Here is an 18,475-nt window from a genome sequence, read left to right on the forward strand (position 1 = left end):
TAAAAAGCGGGGGACATATTTCGCCTCGTTATAATAAAAAAAGCCCTTCGTCCCTAAAGAGACGAAAGGCATTCTTCCGCGGTTCCACTCTAATTGAGCGCTGTTTTCCTAAAAGCACTCCCCTTAATCCTATAACGGCTTATAACCGGATAGGCCTACTTTAAGATTCGGCCTACCTGCTCCCGGGTGCAATTCAGCAGAGCTCATACTGTGAAAAGGCTCTCAGCCGCTGACCTTTTCTCTCTGGCAGCGATACTATGCTTACTTATCCCGTTCCCCGCAATTAAGTATTTACTTGTTCTAAATTATATGTAGCAGCAGCAATTATGTCAACTCAACAAGCACCAAACCCAAGCAGTTTCCATAGCTATTGGCTTTTAATAAAGTCTATAGCTCGATCTATTCTTCTTATGGCTTCCTCTCCGCCAATAACGGCTATATACGAGGATAGGTCCGGGCCATGGGCCTGGCCGCTCAAGGCACAGCGCAGGGGCATAAATACATCCCGGGGCTTGAGTTTGAGTGTTTTAGTAATGCCTTTGATTAGCTGCTTGATCTCCTCTACTTTATTTACCTTATGGATTCCCTCCTTAAATGCCTGCAGTAACGGAATAACCCCTTCTCCTGCCAGTACTTCCCGGGCATCACCAGCATAGTCAATATCGCCGAAAAAAACTTCCAGCTGCTCTTTCACATCGGCCAGGCAAACCAGGTAGTCTCTTATAGTACTAACCAAAAGCTCATACCTTTCCTCACCCATTTGCTCTATCTTCTTCAGGTATTTGCTATCTGCCAGGTAAGGCTTAAGCATTTCCTTCAGTTCTTCATCCCCGATTTTTTTAAGATACTGCTGGTTGATAAAATTCAGCTTATTAATATCGAAAACCGCCGGACTTTTGGCTACCCGTTCCAGGGAAAAGGCGGCGGTAATTTCCGCTGGGCTCAGAATTTCCTCTTCACCTTCCGGGGACCAGCCCATTAAAGCCAGGAAATTGAATAGGGCCTCCGGCAGATAGCCCATTTCCCGGTACTGCACCAGCGATGTGGCTCCATGGCGCTTGCTCATCTTCTGGCGGTCACTACCGAGGATAAGAGATATATGGGCAAATTCAGGACGCCGGAAGTTCAGGGCATCGTAAATCATCAATTGGCGAGGGGTGTTTGACAAGTGCTCCTCGGCTCGGATTACATGACTGATGCCCATTAGTACATCATCTATAACCACTGCAAAATTATAGGTTGGTATCCCATCAGACTTTACTATTATGAAATCCCCTATATCATCGCTATCAAAACTTACCCGTCCTCTGACCAGATCATCAACAATATGAAGCTGATGTGCCGGTACTTTAAAACGGATAGCTGGCTTGATTCCCTGTTTTAGTTTTTCTTCCCTTTCCGCCATACTCAATTGGCGGCATTTTCCCGAGTATTTTTGCATCTGACCACTATCCAGTAAATCCTGCCTTTCGACTTCCAGTTCTTTTTCACTGCAAAAACAATAATATGCCTGTCCCGCTTCCAGGAGCTTCTTGGTATATTCCTGGTATATTGCTAGGCGCTCGGTCTGCCGGTAAGGTTCATTGGGTCCCCCGGTGTCAATTCCCTCCGACCAGCCTAGTCCCAACCACTTTAAAGAATCGATGATTTCACTCTCATATTCCCGGCGCGAGCGTTCCAAATCAGTATCCTCAATACGCAAAACCATTTCCCCATTATAGCGGGAAGCGAAAAGGTAATTGAATAAGGCTGAACGTGCACCGCCGATATGCAAGGGCCCCGTAGGACTGGGGGCGAATCTGACTTTTATTTTATTCACTTTATTGCCTCCTTTGCACACCGGTAATTATAGCACCTTCAGGCGAAACCAACCAGCAGACGTTTTCTAAGCCAAAGCGTTTTTTAAGCTGCTAATTAAATCTCGCAAAACATTCAGTAGCTGATTTAATAGTCCATTGCTCTCACGGCTAGTGCTTTTAACTTCGTTCCAACTTCTCTCCAGGCCACTCAACTGCTCATTTAATCCGGTTATATTCATGTTCAGGGAATTCAATCTTTGCATTAGTCCTACCATACGCTCGATATCAGCGGCAGATAGATTTATATTAAGATCAGCACTTACTTCCAGGATTATTTTCTTTATTTCCTCCGGGTCGGAAATATTTCTTTCCACCACCTGTCTTTTAACCTCATAGACTACCTTTTCGGCCTTGTTACTGCCTATCTTTCTGGCTAATTTGGTAGTCTCGGCTATCTCCTCATGAGCGGTCTCCTTGGCCTCTTCATCCAACTTTTCCCCTTGGGCTGTTTCAAAGGCTTTTATTATTCCAGTCAGAGCTGCTGTTCCTGAAACCGCAAAAGGAGCTGATACAATTACCCGGGCATTTTCTATACCGGCCGTAGACAGAGCATTAGCATACATGAAAGGAGTAATAGCGGTAATGTTACGAGTTTCCACCTCTATTCCTCTGCTTCTGTCCAGGGTCTCGCAATATACCGAAGAAATAGCCCGGCTGCCGATAAGCTCTTCATCTATCAATCCTTGCAAGTAGTCTCTTTCTTCCTTATTGCTGACAGTTATATATTGAGTGTCCCTGTCTCTACCCTTTTGCCAGTTATAGAAATAATCCATAAGCTCGCGTTTTTGCTGGTCAGTCAAGTCCTCACCGAAGCTTATCACTATTTTTGCTCTTTCCGCTCTCAGTACCGTACTGCTGCTATCATGGCGGAGTAAAAAAACCCCACTAGCAACGACCAGAACAAAACACACCAGCATAATAATACCTTTGCTACGCATATTATTACCTCCTGCTATTTTTTTACTATTCTTGCTCCTTCAGGAGGTAAATATTCGCTGTAAATGCTCGCTAAAAACTATATTATGGAACCATGTGGAAGAGATTTATTTGGAGGCTATTATTATGCTTGTATAAATATAACGCTCGCAGTCTACGCATGGGTAACACCTGCGGCTTGTCTCGCGGCTCAAGGGGTACCGCGCTAATCTCCCATCTGGTCACAACCTTAATAGTGACACCCGAAGGGTGGAACACCGGGAGTACCCGTAGGGTGATAGCGCTCTCGCGACATCCTGTCGCTCGCCCCCTTTTGCCTGCTCGCCTTCGCCGGTGCAACCTTAATAGTGACATCCGCAGGATGGAACATCAGGAGTACCCGCAGGGTGCTGCATCCATGCTTCGCCAACGCTCGCTTGTATATTTATGCAATCCTTATTCAACAAAAGGATTTTGCGGTAGAGCATATTTATTGCTTTTTGCATTCTTGAAATCAGGCTTGCTCTATTAAAACTACGGCATGGGCAGATATTCCTTGCTGGCGGCCTGCAAAACCCAGCCCTTCGGTAGTGGTGGCCTTGACACTCACCTGTTCCGACTCTATGGCCAGGACGCGGGCGATATTTTGTCGCATCTGCTTAATGTGCGGTGCCAGGCGAGGCTCCTGAGCCACTACCGTACTATCAACATTTATCACCCTCCAACCAGCACGCTGTAAAATCCCTGCCACCTCTTTCAGCAACAGCAGGCTGTTTATGTCTTTATATTGACTATCGCTATCGGGAAAATGCTGGCCTATATCCCCCAGAGCAGCTGCTCCCAGAAGGGCGTCACAAATGGCATGAAGGAGAACATCGGCATCCGAATGCCCCAGCAACCCCTGCATATGTGGTATCTCTACCCCCCCCAGAACCAGCCTCCTGCCTTCTTGCAGACGGTGTACATCATAACCATATCCTACCCTCAATATCTTACTCCTTCCCTTAGGCTTCCAAAATAGTCCGGGCTATGGCCAAATCCTCGGGTGTAGTTATCTTCAGGTTACGATTGTCTCCAGGCACCACTTTAACCCGGCCGATATATTTTTCAAAAAGAGAGGCATCATCGGTTGCCCTCACTCCTTGCTCCCGGGCATATTCATAGGCTTTATGTAGTTCGCAGTACCGGAATATTTGCGGGGTCTGTATAGCCAGGACACTAGATCTATCCAGGGTTTGCCGGACAAAATTATCCCGATCCACCTGCTTCAAAGTATCCCGGACCGCAACGCCGGGAATGGCAGCTCCCCAACGCACAGCCTCTTTCAAGATCTCTTCTATCAGCTCGGAAGTGACAAAAGGCCGAGCACCATCGTGAACGGCCACAAAATCTGTATTACTATTCAACTCTTCCAGTCCTGCCCAGATTGAGTCCTGTCTCTCCAAGCCTCCTGCTACTACCCGGCTAACCTTTTGATAGCTAAATCTCTTTACTACCTCACGCTCACAATATTCAATCTCGCGTGCCTGAGCTACAATTACGATTTCATCTACCAGTTCCATTTTTTCAAAAACATCCAGTGAGTAAGCCAACAGGGGACGTGACTTCAACAAGATATACTGCTTGTTGATATTGCCCCCCATTCTACTGCCACTCCCCGCAGCAGCAATAACAACCCGGAGGTTGTTAACCATACAAATTCACCCCTTGAACCTCTTTGAAATTATCTACGATAAATTCCTTTTCTTCCTTCACTTTACGAGTAAAAATCATTCTTCCGGCGGCTGTCTGAAATACGCTGGTCACAACTACCTCTATATCATTCCCAATTTCATCATGGGCCTGTTCTACCACTACCATAGTACCATCCTCCAGATAGCCAATTCCCTGTCCCACTTCTTTTCCTTCCCTGACAATACAGGTATGCATGGTTTCACCTGGATAAACCATTATCTTTACGGCATTGGTCAATTCATTTATGTTCAATACTTTAATGCCCTGCAATTCAGCCACCTTATTTAGATTATAATCATTGGTAATGATGCTGGCACCAAGCTGTTTGCACAAGCGTAACAGCTTGGCATCTACTTCTTTTTCTTCCATTATGTCGTCTTCTATTATATTAATGCTTATACGAGGATGCTTCTGCATTTTTCCTAGGAGCTCCAATCCCCTTCTACCTTTATTGCGTCTTATATTATCCGAGGAATCAGCGATATGCTGCAATTCTTCAATAACAAAGTTTGGTACCAACAAGGAACCATCCAGGAAATTACTCAGACATACATCATAAATACGACCATCTATAATCGCACTGGTATCTAATACTTTGGGATTAAAAGCAGATAAAGATTCATCTCCTTCTTTACTCGACTGGGGTAGAAAAACCAGAAGCTCTTTTCCCCGGCGAATCCCCATCTTAAGGCCCAAAAAACTACTCAGAATAAAGACAAGCAGGGACAAAAAATCACCCACTCCACCTATCCTGGATAGTGGATAACTGCAAAGTACTCCAATCGTTATTCCCAAAAGTAAGCCCCCGGTCCCTCCCAGGAGTATATCGATTGAAGTAACATCCATTAGATCCTCTACTCGGGAATATAGCCTGGAAAAGTAGCCAAGCATCTTGCTGGACAGGAGATAAAACAAGAGAAAGGCCCCTATCCCCAGGCAAATCTGCCAGCTTCTTCCGGGTTGAAAGAACCTCCCGGCAAAATTAACACAGCCAATTCCAAAGAAGAGGCCCAGAATTAACAAGGATTTAGAGATACGTAGTTTATTAAGCACAATAATCCACCTCCGATATAATTATTCTTCTATCGGAGATGCCTAATTATACCATAATTGTGAGATTTATTTATATCCTTTTCGCCTAATGCTCAATACCAAGTGCATAATAACTCCATAGCGGCAGGATAATCAGCCATAAAATCCCGCCTGGAGAATTATTTACGTCCTGGCAGAAGCCCGGCTCCCTTTGCCAGTTCAGGATTAACAGCTGATCCCGCAGGAAGGGAATACCTTAAAGCCCCGGAGGGACAGCGGTTTATGGATCTAATTATGGCTTCCGCCGGTGCCCCGTCTATTTTCACCCAGGGCCTGGCTTCAGGATTGAATACCTGGGGAAGCCGGGTAAAACAGTGGGTATCATGCTGGCAAAGGGCAGGATCCCAATACACAATAATATCCTCATTAGCATATTCCTTGATATAATTCCCCACTACTTCTTCTCTTTTTTCGCTATCGTTGATAAATTGGAACTCCAGCAAATCCTGGTTGCCGGCCAGAACCGCCCGTCCAAAATTGCTCCCGAAGACTACTGCTTGCTCCAGTTCCTCTCGGGATGGTTGGAATCTGATGCGCAGCCCCGGCAGAACATTCATGCGCAGCATCCGCAAGCGTTTTTGCATATTGGGAACCGCTTCCCCACTCCAACCATAAGCACCAAAAGCCGCCGCCACCATCGCTTCGTGGATAATGGGGGACATTGAGCTCAACAGGTTCCATACCGGCGGTACGCAGTCCTTGTTAATAGTTGGAGAACCAATCAGAAAGCCTCTGGCGTTTTCCAGTTCAAGCAAAACCTCTTCCGTTGAGGCTTCAACCAGGTCAAATTCTTTAAGATTAAAAAATCCACTTTTGTTTAGGCCTTCTATTATGCTCTCAGCTAGCATTCGGGTGTAGCCATAAGCACTTGCGTAGGCCATTACAATCTTGGGTCGTGGATCGGACTCGGCTTGCACTGTAGCCCACTGCCTGTATAAATCTATATAATGGGTGATATTACTGCGCAAAATAGGCCCATGCCCGGGACAGATAATATCGATATCCAGTCCCTTAATCCGCTCTAGTGCTCTTAATACATAGGGCTTGAATGGTCCCATAATAACATCAAAATAATACTTGTACTCCTGACTGAAGTCTTCCTCAATTAAATCATCAAAAATCTTGTCACTGGCGTAATGACTGCCAAAGGAATCGCAAGTAAATAAGATGCGGTCTTCGGGAAGGTAGGAATAAATGCTATCCGGCCAGTGTAGTAAAGTGGCACCAATAAAATGCAAGCTTTTGTCACCTAGATTAAGATTGCTGCCCTGTCCCACAATCCTGGCATCAAAATCTTTATTAATTATTTCACGCAGGAATTCAATGGTGTTGGAACTACCAACAACAGTTATGCCAGGTGCTTTTTCTAGAAGTCTGGCTATGGAACCGGAATGATCGGGTTCAGTATGATTCATGATTAAATAATCGATGTCTTCCAGTTTTATAATCTCTTGCAATTTTTCTATATATTCTTCAAAAAACTCATCCTTAACGGTTTCTACCAGTGCGGTCTTTTCACTTCCCTTTATTAGATAGGCATTATAACTGCTTCCTTTTTCTGTACGCATTATTATATCAAATACCCTTAAGTCCGGATCCTGAACTCCTACCCAGTAAATATTTTCTTTGATTTTCACGCTCTGCATCTCATTCCCCTCCTTGCCGAAATCTCCATTTTATAATAAGTGAAGCCTGGATAATATACAAGCTGTCACTTTTTGGTATCCTTTTATTTTCCCCTTTACTTTCCCCGTAATTATTAAAATACTCATAATACAGCAAATTTCGATATCCCCGTCGTGCTGGGCTTTGTTGACAAGTCAGCAATTTAGGGGCTATAATTTTATCAAATCACAGAATAAAGGGGGGCAAGTCTCTTTATGAAGGACTTGATTTGTGATGAATTTCAAAATGTTGTAGCTGACCTCTTGATTAGGCATCGCAGCATTTTAGATATCCTCTCCAAGCTTTCAGAATCAACCTGCCGGGTTAACCGTGCGGTCACCAAATCTGTTACTGATTGCGGATGCCTTTCCATCCAAGCTGAGAAACTTCAGATCCCGGATCACATCAATACCTTCGAAGAACTACGGAATTATCTGGATAATCATTTACACGGACAGCTTTGCAGTAATTGTGAAGAGATTGTCCTCAATGAAATGGGCAAAATGCTTTTCTATACTGCAGCTCTTTGCAACACACTGGACATTAGCCTTTATGATGTCTTCATCAAGGAATATAAAAAGGCTTCTACCCTGGGAATATTCAATATGACATAATCGTAAAAAGCAATACCAAAGGCGGGGGCCCTGCTCCCGCCTTTACTTCCGCCTGCTTTTAATAAGTCCTTAATAGCGACACCCGCAGGATGGAACATCACCAGTGTCTGACGACCATTCCGTCCTCCGATTTCCACCTTCCGTCTTCCAGCTATAGCATGTATTCCAAGAGTAATTGTTCCTGCATACGTTTTAAGCCGTTTTTGATGGAACGGGCTCTAACTTCCCCGATTCCTTCAACATCATCCAATTCCTCAATACTGGCCCGCAAAACATTGCTCAATAATCCAAAGCGCTCAACCAGGTTATCAATTATAGATAAAGGTATCCTAGGCAGCTTATGTAACATTCTATAGCCCCGGGAAGAAACCTGCTGTTCCAGGTGACTGCTGCTGGTACCAAGGGATAATATCCGGGCAATAAATACCGCGTCCGAAATATCTTCCTCAAAGGCCCGCCGCATATTGTTTAATAATTCCTGGGAGCTCTTATCGCTGCTGTTGGAATAATCCTGGATGATAAAAAGAGCCTCTTCCTCAACCGAGGCTATCATTTCATCCAATTGCATTCTTACCAGCCGGCCTTCGGTTCCTAATTCAACTATATGGTTTTCAATTTCTCCGGCTATGTCCAGTACCTTGAGGCTGCGCCGGATAACCTTGCAAACTTCGGAAACAGTAACCATATCCTCGAATTCAAGCCCGCCCAGACGCTGTAGCTCGCGGGCATAAACATTCCGGTATTTTTCCAGGGTTTGTAAAGCCTGGTTAGCCTTGACCAGTATGGAGGGCAGATCCCGCAGACGAAATACGATATTACTCTGGTATAAAGTTACTACTTTGCGTCGTTGGGATATGGCTACCACCAGTTGTCCGGTTTGTCGAGCCACCCGCTCGGCCGTGCGGTGTCTAATCCCGGTTTCATCGGAATGAATCTCCGGATCAGGGGCTAGCTGGGCATTGGCTATTACAATCCTGGAGGCATCACTGTTGGTTATTATGGCTCCGTCCATTTTAGCCAGCTCGTACAGCCGGGAAGGTGTAAACTCGCAGTCTATGTGAAACCCACCACTGACAAGTTTCATTAATTCGGGTGAATCCCCAACTACGATAAGCCCTCCAGTATCAGCTTGCAGCACATTTTCCACCCCCAGGCGGAATACAGTACCGGGTGCCAGCATCTGTAGATATTTTTTGAAAGTTCCTGCATAAATCTCTTCCACCTGGTTTATCCCTCCAACACTATATCTATAAAATGATCAAGGCTCTTGACCTCCAAGATCTCCATATTATGGGAAGATTTTGCCAATCTGCCCGGGGAAGTTGGAACAATCACCCTTTTATAGCCCATTCTGTCTATTTCTCTTAAACGTAAATCAAGGAAAGATACCGGCCTTATTTGCCCGCTAAGGCTTATCTCGCCAATAAACACTGTATCCATTGCCAGAGGCTTTTCCAGGTAACTAGACAAGACCGCAGCTGCAATTCCCAGATCAACGGAAGGATCTTTTAGAAAAACTCCACCGGAAACCTTGAGGTAGACATCGCAGGCAGATAGTGTATATCCTCGCCTCTTCTCTAAAACCGCGATAATCAATGACAGGCGGTTCTGATCTATACCTGATACCATCCGACGAGGGTACCCGGCACCCAGTGAAGAAACCAAAGCCTGAATCTCGATCAGCAATGGTCTGCTTCCTTCCATACTGGCTACTATGGCAGTGCCACTGGAGATATCCCGGCCCGGGCTTAAAAATACATAGGATGGATCCGGTACTTCCACCAATCCCTGCCCGCTCATTTCCAGCAAAGCAATTTCATCGGTAGCTCCAAAGCGGTTTTTGGCTGCCCGTAAGAGGCGGAAGGAAAAATTCTTTTCCCCTTCGAAATAGACTACCACATCTACTATATGTTCCAGAACTTTGGGTCCAGCCAGAGAACCATCTTTGGTTACATGCCCCACTAAAAAAACTGCCTTGTCCATCTTTTTGGCAATTTGCATTACCGCAGCAGTACTCTCTCTTAATTGGGATACACTCCCGGGAATGGAAGATAGCTTGGAGGAATAGACCGTCTGTATGGAATCAATAATAATTAAATCCGGGTCCAAGTCATTTATGTATTCATGAAGAAGATCGATATCCTGCTCATTCAGGAGGAAAATCGTATCATTATTAATGCCTAGCCGGCTGGCTCTTAAGCGTATTTGCTGCAAAGATTCTTCCCCGGATAAATAAAGTATCCTTTTCCCAGCGGCGGCTATTAGTCCCGCCACCTGCAATAATAATGTTGACTTGCCTATACCGGGGTCTCCCCCTAACAAAATCAAGGACCCGGGGACAATGCCGCCCCCCAAAACCCGGTCAAATTCAGATAAGCCACTGCTGAACCTCGGACTATCTTCAGCAGAAAGCTGGTTTAACGGGATGGCGGCAACTCGCTCTGCCGTTCTTCGCAGCGGCTTATTACTTATACTTTCCTCCAACAAGCTGTTCCAGGCGGAACAGCCCGGACATTTCCCCAACCACTTGGGAGTCTCATAACCACATTCATGGCATACAAACTTACTGATGATCTTCCCCATAACTTTCTCCTTAGAACAATTATATTATATTTTATAGCTTTACCATAAAAGTTTGGTAAAAAAGATATGGGGAATTGGAAATAATCCAGCTCCCCTTTTTTGCTCCGCCCTCCGTTTTCCGCCCTCCGCCTTCCGCTTTCCGTCCTCCGTCTTCCTACTTTTCACTCGCTTTCCGAGCTATGATTTGCCCTTCCACAGCATCTACCAGTATCTTATCCCCGGGCAGCAAGTTCTTCTTCAATATTTCTTCGGAGATGCTATCTTCGACTAATTTCTGTATAGCCCTTTTCAGGGGTCGGGCTCCAAAAGCCGGATCATATCCTTCTTTTAATATTAATTCTCGAGCTGCGGGGCTTATCTCCATTCCATAGCCATTCTCTTTAACTCTTTCTTTCAGGTCTAACAATAATAAATCAACTATTTCCTTTAATTCCTGCTCATTGAGGTTCTGGAAGACAATTATTTCATCAATCCGATTCATAAACTCCGGCTTAAAGGTATGTTTTAATTGCTCCATAACCCTTTCTTTCATCTGGCTATAATCATGAGCCTCATCAATAGCCCTGGTAAAACCTACTTTTTTGCTATTCTTAATAGAATCAGCCCCGACATTGGAGGTCATGATAACCACGGTATTTCTAAAGTCCACTGTTCGTCCCTGTCCATCCGTTAAGCGGCCATCTTCCATAACCTGCAGGAGTATATTAAATACATCAGGATGGGCCTTCTCAATTTCATCCAGAAGAATAACAGAATAAGGCTTTCTCCTGACTTTTTCGGTTAATTGTCCTCCTTCATCATAACCCACATATCCGGGAGGCGAGCCAATCATCCTGGATACGGCATGCTTTTCCATATATTCGGACATATCCAGCCTGATTATGGCATCCTCACTGCCGAACATGGCTTCTGCCAAGCTGCGCGCCAGTTCTGTTTTTCCCACCCCCGTGGGACCCAAAAAAACGAAGGAGCCGATAGGACGTTTGGGATTCTTCAAACCGGCCCGGGCCCGTCTTACCGCACGAGAAACGGCTTTTACTGCCTCTTCCTGGCCTATTACTCTCTGATGCAGTACATCTTCCATTTGCACCAAACGTTCACTCTCTTCTTCTGCCAGTTTGTTTACCGGTATACCGCTCCAACTTGAAACCACTGCCGCAATTTCATCTTCGCCTACACTTCCTGCATTCAAACTGCGCTGGCTTGACCATTCTTTTCTTTCATTCTCTATCTCATCTCTAAGCTTCTGTTCTTCATCTCTCAGGCGGGCGGCTTTTTCGTATTCCTGGCCATTGATAGCCTCTTCTTTTTCCTTGATCAGGTCTTCCAGTTGGCTTTCCTTCTTCTTCAAATCCTCGGGGATAATATAATTGGCCAGCCTGACCCGGGATGAAGCCTCATCAATCAGGTCGATAGCCTTGTCGGGTAAGAACCGGTCGCTGATATAGCGGGCGGAAAGCTTGGCCGCCGCCTCAATGGCTTCATCTCCTATCTTGACCCCATGGTGAGCTTCATAACGATCCCTTAATCCCTTTAGAATTTCAATACTTTCCTCGATACTGGGCTCCTCCACCAGAATGGGTTGAAATCTCCTTTCCAGGGCAGCATCCTTTTCCACATGTTTACGGTACTCATTCAGGGTAGTAGCTCCTACACACTGAAACTCTCCCCGGGCCAGGGAAGGTTTGAGTATATTGGCCGCATCGATGGCTCCTTCGGCTGCTCCCGCTCCCACTATGGTATGAAGCTCATCAATAAATACAATTACATCACCGGATGATTTTATTTCATTTACTATCCTGGTCAGACGCTCCTCAAACTCACCCCGGTATTTGGTCCCGGCTACCATAGCGGACAGATCGAGAGCCACCACCCTTTTGTTGCTTAATATCTCCGGGATCTGGTTGTCCATAATTCGCTGGGCCAATCCCTCAACTATAGCGGTTTTCCCCACCCCCGGATCACCAATCAATACCGGGTTATTTTTGGTGCGGCGGGATAGAATCTGTATAACTCTCTCGATTTCATTATTCCGGCCAATAACCGGATCCAGCCTTCCTTCGCTGGCATCCTGAGTTAAATCACGGCTAAAGCTATCCAGGGTAGGCGTTTTGCTCCGGGCTCTCTTCCTAGCCTGTTGATTGGGCTGACTTGCTGTATCCTGATAGGCATTTGGGTTATGGTAAGTTGAGGATACATCTCCCCCCAGAAGCAACATAACCTGCTCCCGGATCTGGTCCAGCTTAACACCCATAGAGTGTAAAACTTGGCCAGCCACCCCTTCTTCTTCTCTTAATACTGCCAGTAAAAGATGTTCGGTGCCTACATAATTGACTCCCTGTAAACGCGCTTCATCAAAAGCCAGGTTAAAAACCTTTTTAGCCCGAGGAGTAACCGGCAAGTCTCCAGCCGGTTTTTCCACAGCTTCGCCATTGGCACCTATTACCCGGTTGATTTCTTCCCGCACTTTTTCCAGGTCAATACCGCTGTTAAGCAAAGCCCGGGCACCAACACCCTCGCCTTCCCGTAATAAGCCTAAAAGAATATGCTCGGTACCAATAGCCGGGTGATTCAACTGGCGGGCTTCTTCCTGAGCGTGAATAACCGCATTTCTGGCTCTCTGGGTAAATCTTCTAAACATAATTATCTCCTCCTTAGCTTCCTTCTTCCCCGGTTTGCAGTTTCTCTCGAATTACCTCAGCTCTTTTGGCATCCCGACTGACCGCGTCCATGTCGCTGCCGGCCTTTTTTTGCAAATGAGCCGGCCTTATATCCACTACCAGCTCATTTAAGGCATTAGGACTAATCCGGGGTATCATTCCCATATCTACACCCAGCCTTACATCTGAAAGTAAGGTTAAGGCCTCATTTGAACTAATAAGCCGGGCATGGGTAAGAATCCCATAAGCTCTTCCAATCCTATCCTCCAGCTGATACTTCATCTGCTCCCGTAAACTTTTCCGAAGCATACGCTCTTGCTCTATTACCTGTTGGGAAATGGTAGTGAGGCTGGCATTAATGTCTTCTTCACTCTGCCCCAGGGTAATCTGGTTAGATAATTGAAAGAAGTTGCCGATTGCTTCGGTTCCTTCTCCGTATATTCCTCGTACGGTCAGCCCCAACTGGTTCAGGTTTTGAAAGATATGCCCACTTTGCCCGCTAATAGTAATAGCGGGAAGGTGCAGCATCAGTGAAGCCCTCATTCCTGTTCCAATATTGGTAGGACAGGAAGTCAGATAGCCCCGGCGATCATCAAAAGCAAAATCCAGCTCTTTCTCCAGGGCATCATCAATTTCCTGGGCCCGGCGATAAGCCTCTTCCAACTGCAGGCCCGGCAAAAAACATTGTATCCGCAGGTGATCCTCCTCATTTATCATTACCGCCAGTGAGCCATCAGGCTTGACCAGCAAGCCCTGGTAAAAGGCCGTTGACTGGGCATGGTTGGGACTGATAAGGTGCTTTTCCACCAGTATCTTACGATCCAAAGCACTGAGATTTTCGAAGGTCACGAGCTCCATCTGCTTTAATTCTTTAAACTCACTCTTCTGCCAGGCCTCATAAATAAGCTGCATAAATTTCTGACCTGATTCCTGATTCAATAAATGGGGAAAAGCTATATCGCTTAAATTTCTGGCCAGGCGCACCCGGCTGCTTATTACAATATCTGATTGGCTTGCTGTTTCCCCATTCATCCAGGCCAAAAAAGTCTCGGCAAATAGTTTCTTTATACTCATTCCGCCACTTCCTTATCCCGTTCTCTTTTCCAGATTTTTAATCTGATCACGGATTTCCGCAGCTTCCTCATATTCTTCCCGGGCCACTGCTTCTTGCAAACGCTGTTTCAGGCCCTCTATCTGTCTTTTCCACAAAACCTTTTCTCCACCCCGGAGCGGAATTTTACCTACATGCTGGCGATTGCCATGAATTCTACGCAGGCTGGGCTCCAATTCCTGCTCAAAAGCCATATAGCACTGGGCACAGCCCAGCTTTCCCGTTTGTCTTATATCAAAGAACTTTATCCCACAGTTCGGACAACTGCTATTCTGAACCGGGGACCTGGCCTCTTGAATACTATAGTTACCCCCCAAAAAACTGCCCAGCAAATTAGATATGGAAAGCTGGTGATCAGCACCAAAAATAATGGCACCCTTTTGGCTGGCACATTGCTCACAGAGATGGGTCTCTATTTTTTGCCCGTTGAACATCTGAGCCAAATGAACGGTGGCTGGCCTGAGCTTGCATTCTTCACAGTACATGGCAAAAACCTCCTATTTATTTCTTAAGAAAATCAGCCAGGGCAAATTTAAATGCATCAAAAAACTGGCTCTTTTGCTCCTGCGCCACTTCTTGCGAACTTTTGCTAATTACATGCTTTAACATTTCCCCTTCCTTCTGGCTTATGATTTCAACTTCCAGAAGCCGGTCTATAAATATAAACAATTCCTGCTTGCTCTCCCGCGCTGCTTCCTTATCCAATTCGCAGCAGCTAATACGAATAAAGCCTTTTCCTCCCCGCCTGCTCTCGCTTAGATAGCCCGATTTTTCGGTAAAACGCGTAGCTACCACATAAGTAACCTGGGAAGGAACACAGGAGAAGGTTTCAGCCAATTCTGCTCTTTGGATTTCAATCTGCTGGGCCTCACTCCTGGCTATCAATACTTTGATATATTCTTCGATTCGATCTGCCAAACTTTTTTTCATAGCTATTACCTCTTTGACCTTTTTTGACCTTAATACTATTCTAATCGCTTTGCTGCAGAAGGTAAAGGTTTTTTTGACTATTGTTTACTTTATTATTATCCTTCAATTCCTGCCCTAAAATACAAAAAGAGGCTTTAAGCCTCCTGTATTTGCATATTAAAGTTTATTCTTATTCTTCCCATACTATTTCTACCACACTGCCATTGAAGATGGGGGTAGTGAATCCGGCTTCTTTTCCATCAACCTTCATTTTCAGGGCTCCTGTCATGCTGGTTTCAATTTCAAAAAAGCGAAAGACATCGCTCAATATGGCAGAACTTTTCTCTTTATCTATTATTAAATGGACTCCATCTTCCAATTCTTCTTCCAGATTCACCACTCTATCCTGCAGCTTGATCAAGGCCCCCTTGCCCTCCAGGCTCAGCATCTGCCCGTTTACTTTAACCTGCAGACGCAAGTCCTCCAGACCCGAGCAGGCATCTTTAATCTGTGGTCTTAACTGACTAAGCGAGAAGCTTAGCTGGGAGCCAAAGGAAACTTCCTGATTAAGTTGCCCGGGCTCCCCGTTAACCAGCACTTTTACTGGAACCCATTGTAGTGTTCTTTCCTCATCATTAAGGTAATAATGGTAGGTCTTTTCCTGCAACCAGTGTTCACCCACCCCGGCCAGGGTTAATATGTTGGCCAATCGGTTAAGCGGTTTAAATAGCACCCGGGCTCGATCGGGTATTTCTTCATCGGCTTTGACTTCCTCACCATTAATTAAAACCAGGGGCTTAAGATGAAGCGCTTCCCCGTTGACAAAAACTTCTCCCTCACTGAGAGAAAGCAGGTCTTGCAGCATAACCCGGGCTTCTTTGCCGTCCTTTCCCGGAATAAATTCTATCCGGGCGCCCTCTTCTATTGTACTTTCCAGAAAAGCCGGGCTATCATTGAGCTTAATCAAGGGAGGGGTTCCCATCTCACCTTTGAATACTTTTACCTCTCCGTTTACTTCAATGGTTTTACCTAAACCGGGTTTGCCATAAATACTACCCAGGTTAATACCAGAGCTTAAGAGGGCTGCAGATACATCCAGTTTCCCCAGGTTCCAAACCGGAACTTCTCTTCCATTTACCGAGACTTTTATAAAAGGAACCGGAACCCGGGAAAAGGAATAATAGGCTATTCCTAGTGGAGTTACCCCCTGCGGTCCTTTTAAGTAATCCTTTTCCAGCGTAATTCCCTCCAAGTTATCACTGCTCTTAATGCCCACCCGGTTATGGGGCAGGTTCAAATGTTCAGCCAGGCTAGATGCCAGGGAAGGGGTGAGGCTTCCTCCTCCAATGCAAATTACCGCATCTGGAGGCTTTTGATTTAATTCCAATATATTATGGCTGATGTTCTCCAGTAATTGGTTCAATACCGGCTGCAGTTCCTGAAGAACTTCGCTGCTTTGTAATTTGCTGCAATTACCCAAAACATCCGTTATTTCAATATCTGATTGCTGGGATAGGAGCCGTTTAATCTTTTCCGCGTGGTTAAAATCAAGAAGATAGGTAGCAGCCAGGCTTTCAGTTAGCTTATCCCCGCCCTGGGGAACCATGGCATAGGCATAAATACTGCCATTTTTTACAATGGCAATGTCGGAGGTTCCGGCTCCAATATCAACTAAAGCCAGATTTAAAAGCCGCATACTGGGGGGTATGGCCAAAGAAAGCGCCGCAATAGGCTCCAAGGTTAAACTGTAGACTTCCAGTCCAGCTTTCTTAAGAGCGGAAAAGAGACTATCCACTACTACCCGGGGCAGAAAGGTGGCAATTACATGAACCCCATACTCCGAGCCCACCTGACCTACCAGGTTCCCTATCTCTTGCTCCTCCAAGCAGTAGGAAATTATACTATAACCTACACAAAAATAGTCTCCCTGAACATTTTGCCTGCCTTCTTCCTGTCCCAACAAATACTGGGCGCGGTGAACCGCTTCGATTTCCAGGGCACGCACCTCTTCCGGGCTAATTTCGCTCATTACCGGGCGCCGCTTGACTACCTGCCCCAGGGAGGTTTTTAAAGCACGACCAGCCGCTGCCACCGCTGCAGATTCCAGTTTAATCTGCAATTCCGCTTCAATTTGCTCTTTTATGGACTGTATGCCTCGAGCAACCTCTTCCACATCGTGGATCTGCCCATCCATCATAGCCCGAGTCTTATGTTCCATAATGGTACTGCTTAGCACCTCATATGATCCCGACTTCTCCTGCATAACCAATCCCATTATCTTCCTGGTGCCTATATCCAGAGCAAATATTTTTTTACCATCCACGGCAATAATAAGCCTCCTTAATTAGAAAATAGACTTTTTAACGCAGAGGGGCACTGACCTGCGGTCACTATCGATATATCATTTTTCCCCGCCATTTTTGTCTTAAGACCAGCCAGGCTATATCAAGGGGACAGTTCTTCTGATATACATCATCTTACTATTCAAGTGCCCACTAACTTACTTTTCATCGCTGGTTATGGCCCCGGCCATAGGGGGTTGTTTAAAAGTAGGGTTTAGAGGTTTAGCCCTAGTGACAAGAGAACCGTCCCCTTGTCACCTTTTGTTTTAAGACCAGCCAGGCAAAACGAGGTAAGGCTAACTGTCGCTTGAACCGGCTCGGCTCCGCCAACAAACGGTACAGCCATTCCAGGTTTAGCTTTATGAAAAATCTTGGGGCTCTTTTTTTTATTCCCGCCAATACATCGAAACTGCCACCAACACCTATACAAACTGGAACACCCAAAAGCTTTAAATTGCGCCTGATAAAGTATTCTTGTTTAGGAGCTCCCAGGCCAATAAAAAGGATATGAGGAGAAAGGGCCTTGATTTTAGCAATAACGGCTTTTTCCTCTTCCTCTTTAAAATATCCATTCTCCATCCCGACAATGTCCAGGCCTGGGTACTTATCTAACAGCTTGCTGGCTGCTTGTTCAGCTACTCCCGGGGCGGCTCCCAGGAAAAAAACCTTCCAGCCTCGGGCGGGTGCTATTGAACAAATGCGATCCAGCAGGTCAATTCCCGTCACTCTTTCTTTTAATGTTACGCCCAATTGCCGTGCCGCCCAAACTATACCAATACCATCCGGAGTATTCAAGCTGGCCGAGTTAATAACTTCCCGCAACTGCTGGTCTTTATGGGCCTGGTAGACGATTTCTGCATTGACCGTAATGATATGGGAGGGAATATTCCCCTTGATGCTCTTTTCAATAAAAGCCAGGGCTTGGTCCATATTTACCTTATCTATCTGGCATCCCAGAATATTTATTCTGCTCTGTGTTTTATTTTTCATT

At 45.6% G+C, this 18,475-nt stretch carries 15 protein-coding genes and 1 other annotated feature; of the genes, 1 reads left to right on the forward strand and 14 read right to left on the reverse strand.

Annotation, left to right across the window (positions count from 1 at the left end; all coding sequences use genetic code 11):
- Positions 1–54: 54 nt before the first annotated feature.
- Positions 55–287 (reverse strand) — a binding site (T-box leader).
- Between the two features lie 80 nt (positions 288–367).
- The 6 genes from gltX to SWOL_RS12255 all read right to left on the reverse strand — a co-directional run bounded on the left by gltX (position 368) and on the right by SWOL_RS12255 (position 7,246).
- Complete coding sequence (gene gltX / locus SWOL_RS12230) at positions 368–1,840, reverse strand: glutamate--tRNA ligase (protein ID WP_011641731.1); 1,473 nt, start codon at positions 1,838–1,840, stop codon at positions 368–370.
- Positions 1,841–1,885: 45 nt separating this feature from the next.
- A complete protein-coding gene (locus tag SWOL_RS12235; protein WP_011641732.1) occupies positions 1,886–2,797 on the reverse strand; it encodes a DUF1002 domain-containing protein in 912 nt (303 codons plus the stop codon).
- 491 nt (positions 2,798–3,288) lie between these two features.
- Positions 3,289–3,762, reverse strand: coding sequence for a 2-C-methyl-D-erythritol 2,4-cyclodiphosphate synthase (ispF, locus tag SWOL_RS12240; RefSeq protein WP_011641733.1), 474 nt, complete (start codon positions 3,760–3,762; stop codon positions 3,289–3,291).
- Positions 3,763–3,778: 16 nt separating this feature from the next.
- Positions 3,779–4,468 (reverse strand): 2-C-methyl-D-erythritol 4-phosphate cytidylyltransferase, encoded by a 690-nt coding sequence (gene ispD / locus SWOL_RS12245; protein WP_011641734.1) that lies wholly within the window; start codon positions 4,466–4,468, stop codon positions 3,779–3,781.
- Positions 4,461–5,561 (reverse strand): PIN/TRAM domain-containing protein, encoded by a 1,101-nt coding sequence (locus SWOL_RS12250; protein WP_011641735.1) that lies wholly within the window; start codon positions 5,559–5,561, stop codon positions 4,461–4,463. Before SWOL_RS12250 ends, ispD begins: the two co-directional genes overlap by 8 nt.
- Before the next feature lie 158 nt (positions 5,562–5,719).
- Positions 5,720–7,246: an oxygen-binding di-iron domain-containing protein gene (locus SWOL_RS12255; protein WP_011641736.1), complete on the reverse strand. Its 1,527-nt coding sequence runs from the start codon at positions 7,244–7,246 to the stop codon at positions 5,720–5,722.
- Positions 7,247–7,480: 234 nt separating this feature from the next.
- On the opposite strand from SWOL_RS12255, the gene SWOL_RS12260 reads away from it, so the two are divergent.
- Positions 7,481–7,879 (forward strand): nucleoside triphosphate pyrophosphohydrolase family protein, encoded by a 399-nt coding sequence (locus SWOL_RS12260; RefSeq protein ID WP_011641737.1) that lies wholly within the window; start codon positions 7,481–7,483, stop codon positions 7,877–7,879.
- Positions 7,880–8,030: 151 nt separating this feature from the next.
- Here the strand turns inward: SWOL_RS12260 and disA are convergent, their stop codons facing one another.
- The 8 genes from disA to SWOL_RS12300 form a co-directional block, all read right to left on the reverse strand.
- Positions 8,031–9,101: a DNA integrity scanning diadenylate cyclase DisA gene (gene disA, locus SWOL_RS12265; protein WP_011641738.1), complete on the reverse strand. Its 1,071-nt coding sequence runs from the start codon at positions 9,099–9,101 to the stop codon at positions 8,031–8,033.
- Between the two features lie 5 nt (positions 9,102–9,106).
- Positions 9,107–10,462 (reverse strand): DNA repair protein RadA, encoded by a 1,356-nt coding sequence (gene radA, locus SWOL_RS12270; protein ID WP_011641739.1) that lies wholly within the window; start codon positions 10,460–10,462, stop codon positions 9,107–9,109.
- 154 nt (positions 10,463–10,616) lie between these two features.
- Positions 10,617–13,103, reverse strand: a complete 2,487-nt coding sequence (locus SWOL_RS12275; RefSeq protein ID WP_011641740.1) for an ATP-dependent Clp protease ATP-binding subunit — start codon at positions 13,101–13,103, stop codon at positions 10,617–10,619.
- Positions 13,104–13,116: 13 nt separating this feature from the next.
- Positions 13,117–14,196 carry a protein arginine kinase gene (locus SWOL_RS12280; protein ID WP_011641741.1) on the reverse strand — a complete coding sequence of 360 codons (1,080 nt, stop codon included), beginning with the start codon at positions 14,194–14,196 and terminating at the stop codon, positions 13,117–13,119.
- A 12-nt stretch (positions 14,197–14,208) separates the two neighbouring features.
- A complete protein-coding gene (locus SWOL_RS12285; protein ID WP_011641742.1) occupies positions 14,209–14,718 on the reverse strand; it encodes a UvrB/UvrC motif-containing protein in 510 nt (169 codons plus the stop codon).
- A gap of 16 nt (positions 14,719–14,734) precedes the next feature.
- The gene (locus SWOL_RS12290; RefSeq protein WP_011641743.1) at positions 14,735–15,163 is read right to left on the reverse strand and encodes a CtsR family transcriptional regulator; all 429 of its coding nucleotides are present in this window, start codon (positions 15,161–15,163) and stop codon (positions 14,735–14,737) included.
- A gap of 169 nt (positions 15,164–15,332) precedes the next feature.
- Complete coding sequence (locus SWOL_RS12295) at positions 15,333–17,465, reverse strand: cell division FtsA domain-containing protein (protein ID WP_011641744.1); 2,133 nt, start codon at positions 17,463–17,465, stop codon at positions 15,333–15,335.
- 247 nt (positions 17,466–17,712) lie between these two features.
- Positions 17,713–18,474: a WecB/TagA/CpsF family glycosyltransferase gene (locus tag SWOL_RS12300; RefSeq protein ID WP_011641745.1), complete on the reverse strand. Its 762-nt coding sequence runs from the start codon at positions 18,472–18,474 to the stop codon at positions 17,713–17,715.
- Position 18,475 lies beyond the last annotated feature (1 nt).

The organism is Syntrophomonas wolfei subsp. wolfei str. Goettingen G311, from assembly GCF_000014725.1.
Taxonomy (GTDB): Bacteria; Bacillota; Syntrophomonadia; order Syntrophomonadales; family Syntrophomonadaceae; genus Syntrophomonas; species Syntrophomonas wolfei.

What these genes read in the sequence shown, in the direction of transcription:
- SWOL_RS12235 (WP_011641732.1), bottom strand. Translation starts at nt 2,797, where the DNA reads ATGCGTAGCAAAGGTATTATTATGCTGGTGTGTTTTGTTCTGGTCGTT.
- ispD (WP_011641734.1), bottom strand. Translation starts at nt 4,468, where the DNA reads ATGGTTAACAACCTCCGGGTTGTTATTGCTGCTGCGGGGAGTGGCAGT.
- SWOL_RS12255 (WP_011641736.1), bottom strand. Translation starts at nt 7,246, where the DNA reads ATGCAGAGCGTGAAAATCAAAGAAAATATTTACTGGGTAGGAGTTCAG.
- SWOL_RS12260 (WP_011641737.1), top strand. Translation starts at nt 7,481, where the DNA reads ATGAAGGACTTGATTTGTGATGAATTTCAAAATGTTGTAGCTGACCTC.
- radA (WP_011641739.1), bottom strand. Translation starts at nt 10,462, where the DNA reads ATGGGGAAGATCATCAGTAAGTTTGTATGCCATGAATGTGGTTATGAG.
- SWOL_RS12275 (WP_011641740.1), bottom strand. Translation starts at nt 13,103, where the DNA reads ATGTTTAGAAGATTTACCCAGAGAGCCAGAAATGCGGTTATTCACGCT.
- SWOL_RS12280 (WP_011641741.1), bottom strand. Translation starts at nt 14,196, where the DNA reads ATGAGTATAAAGAAACTATTTGCCGAGACTTTTTTGGCCTGGATGAAT.
- SWOL_RS12285 (WP_011641742.1), bottom strand. Translation starts at nt 14,718, where the DNA reads ATGTACTGTGAAGAATGCAAGCTCAGGCCAGCCACCGTTCATTTGGCT.
- SWOL_RS12290 (WP_011641743.1), bottom strand. Translation starts at nt 15,163, where the DNA reads ATGAAAAAAAGTTTGGCAGATCGAATCGAAGAATATATCAAAGTATTG.
- SWOL_RS12300 (WP_011641745.1), bottom strand. Translation starts at nt 18,474, where the DNA reads ATGAAAAATAAAACACAGAGCAGAATAAATATTCTGGGATGCCAGATA.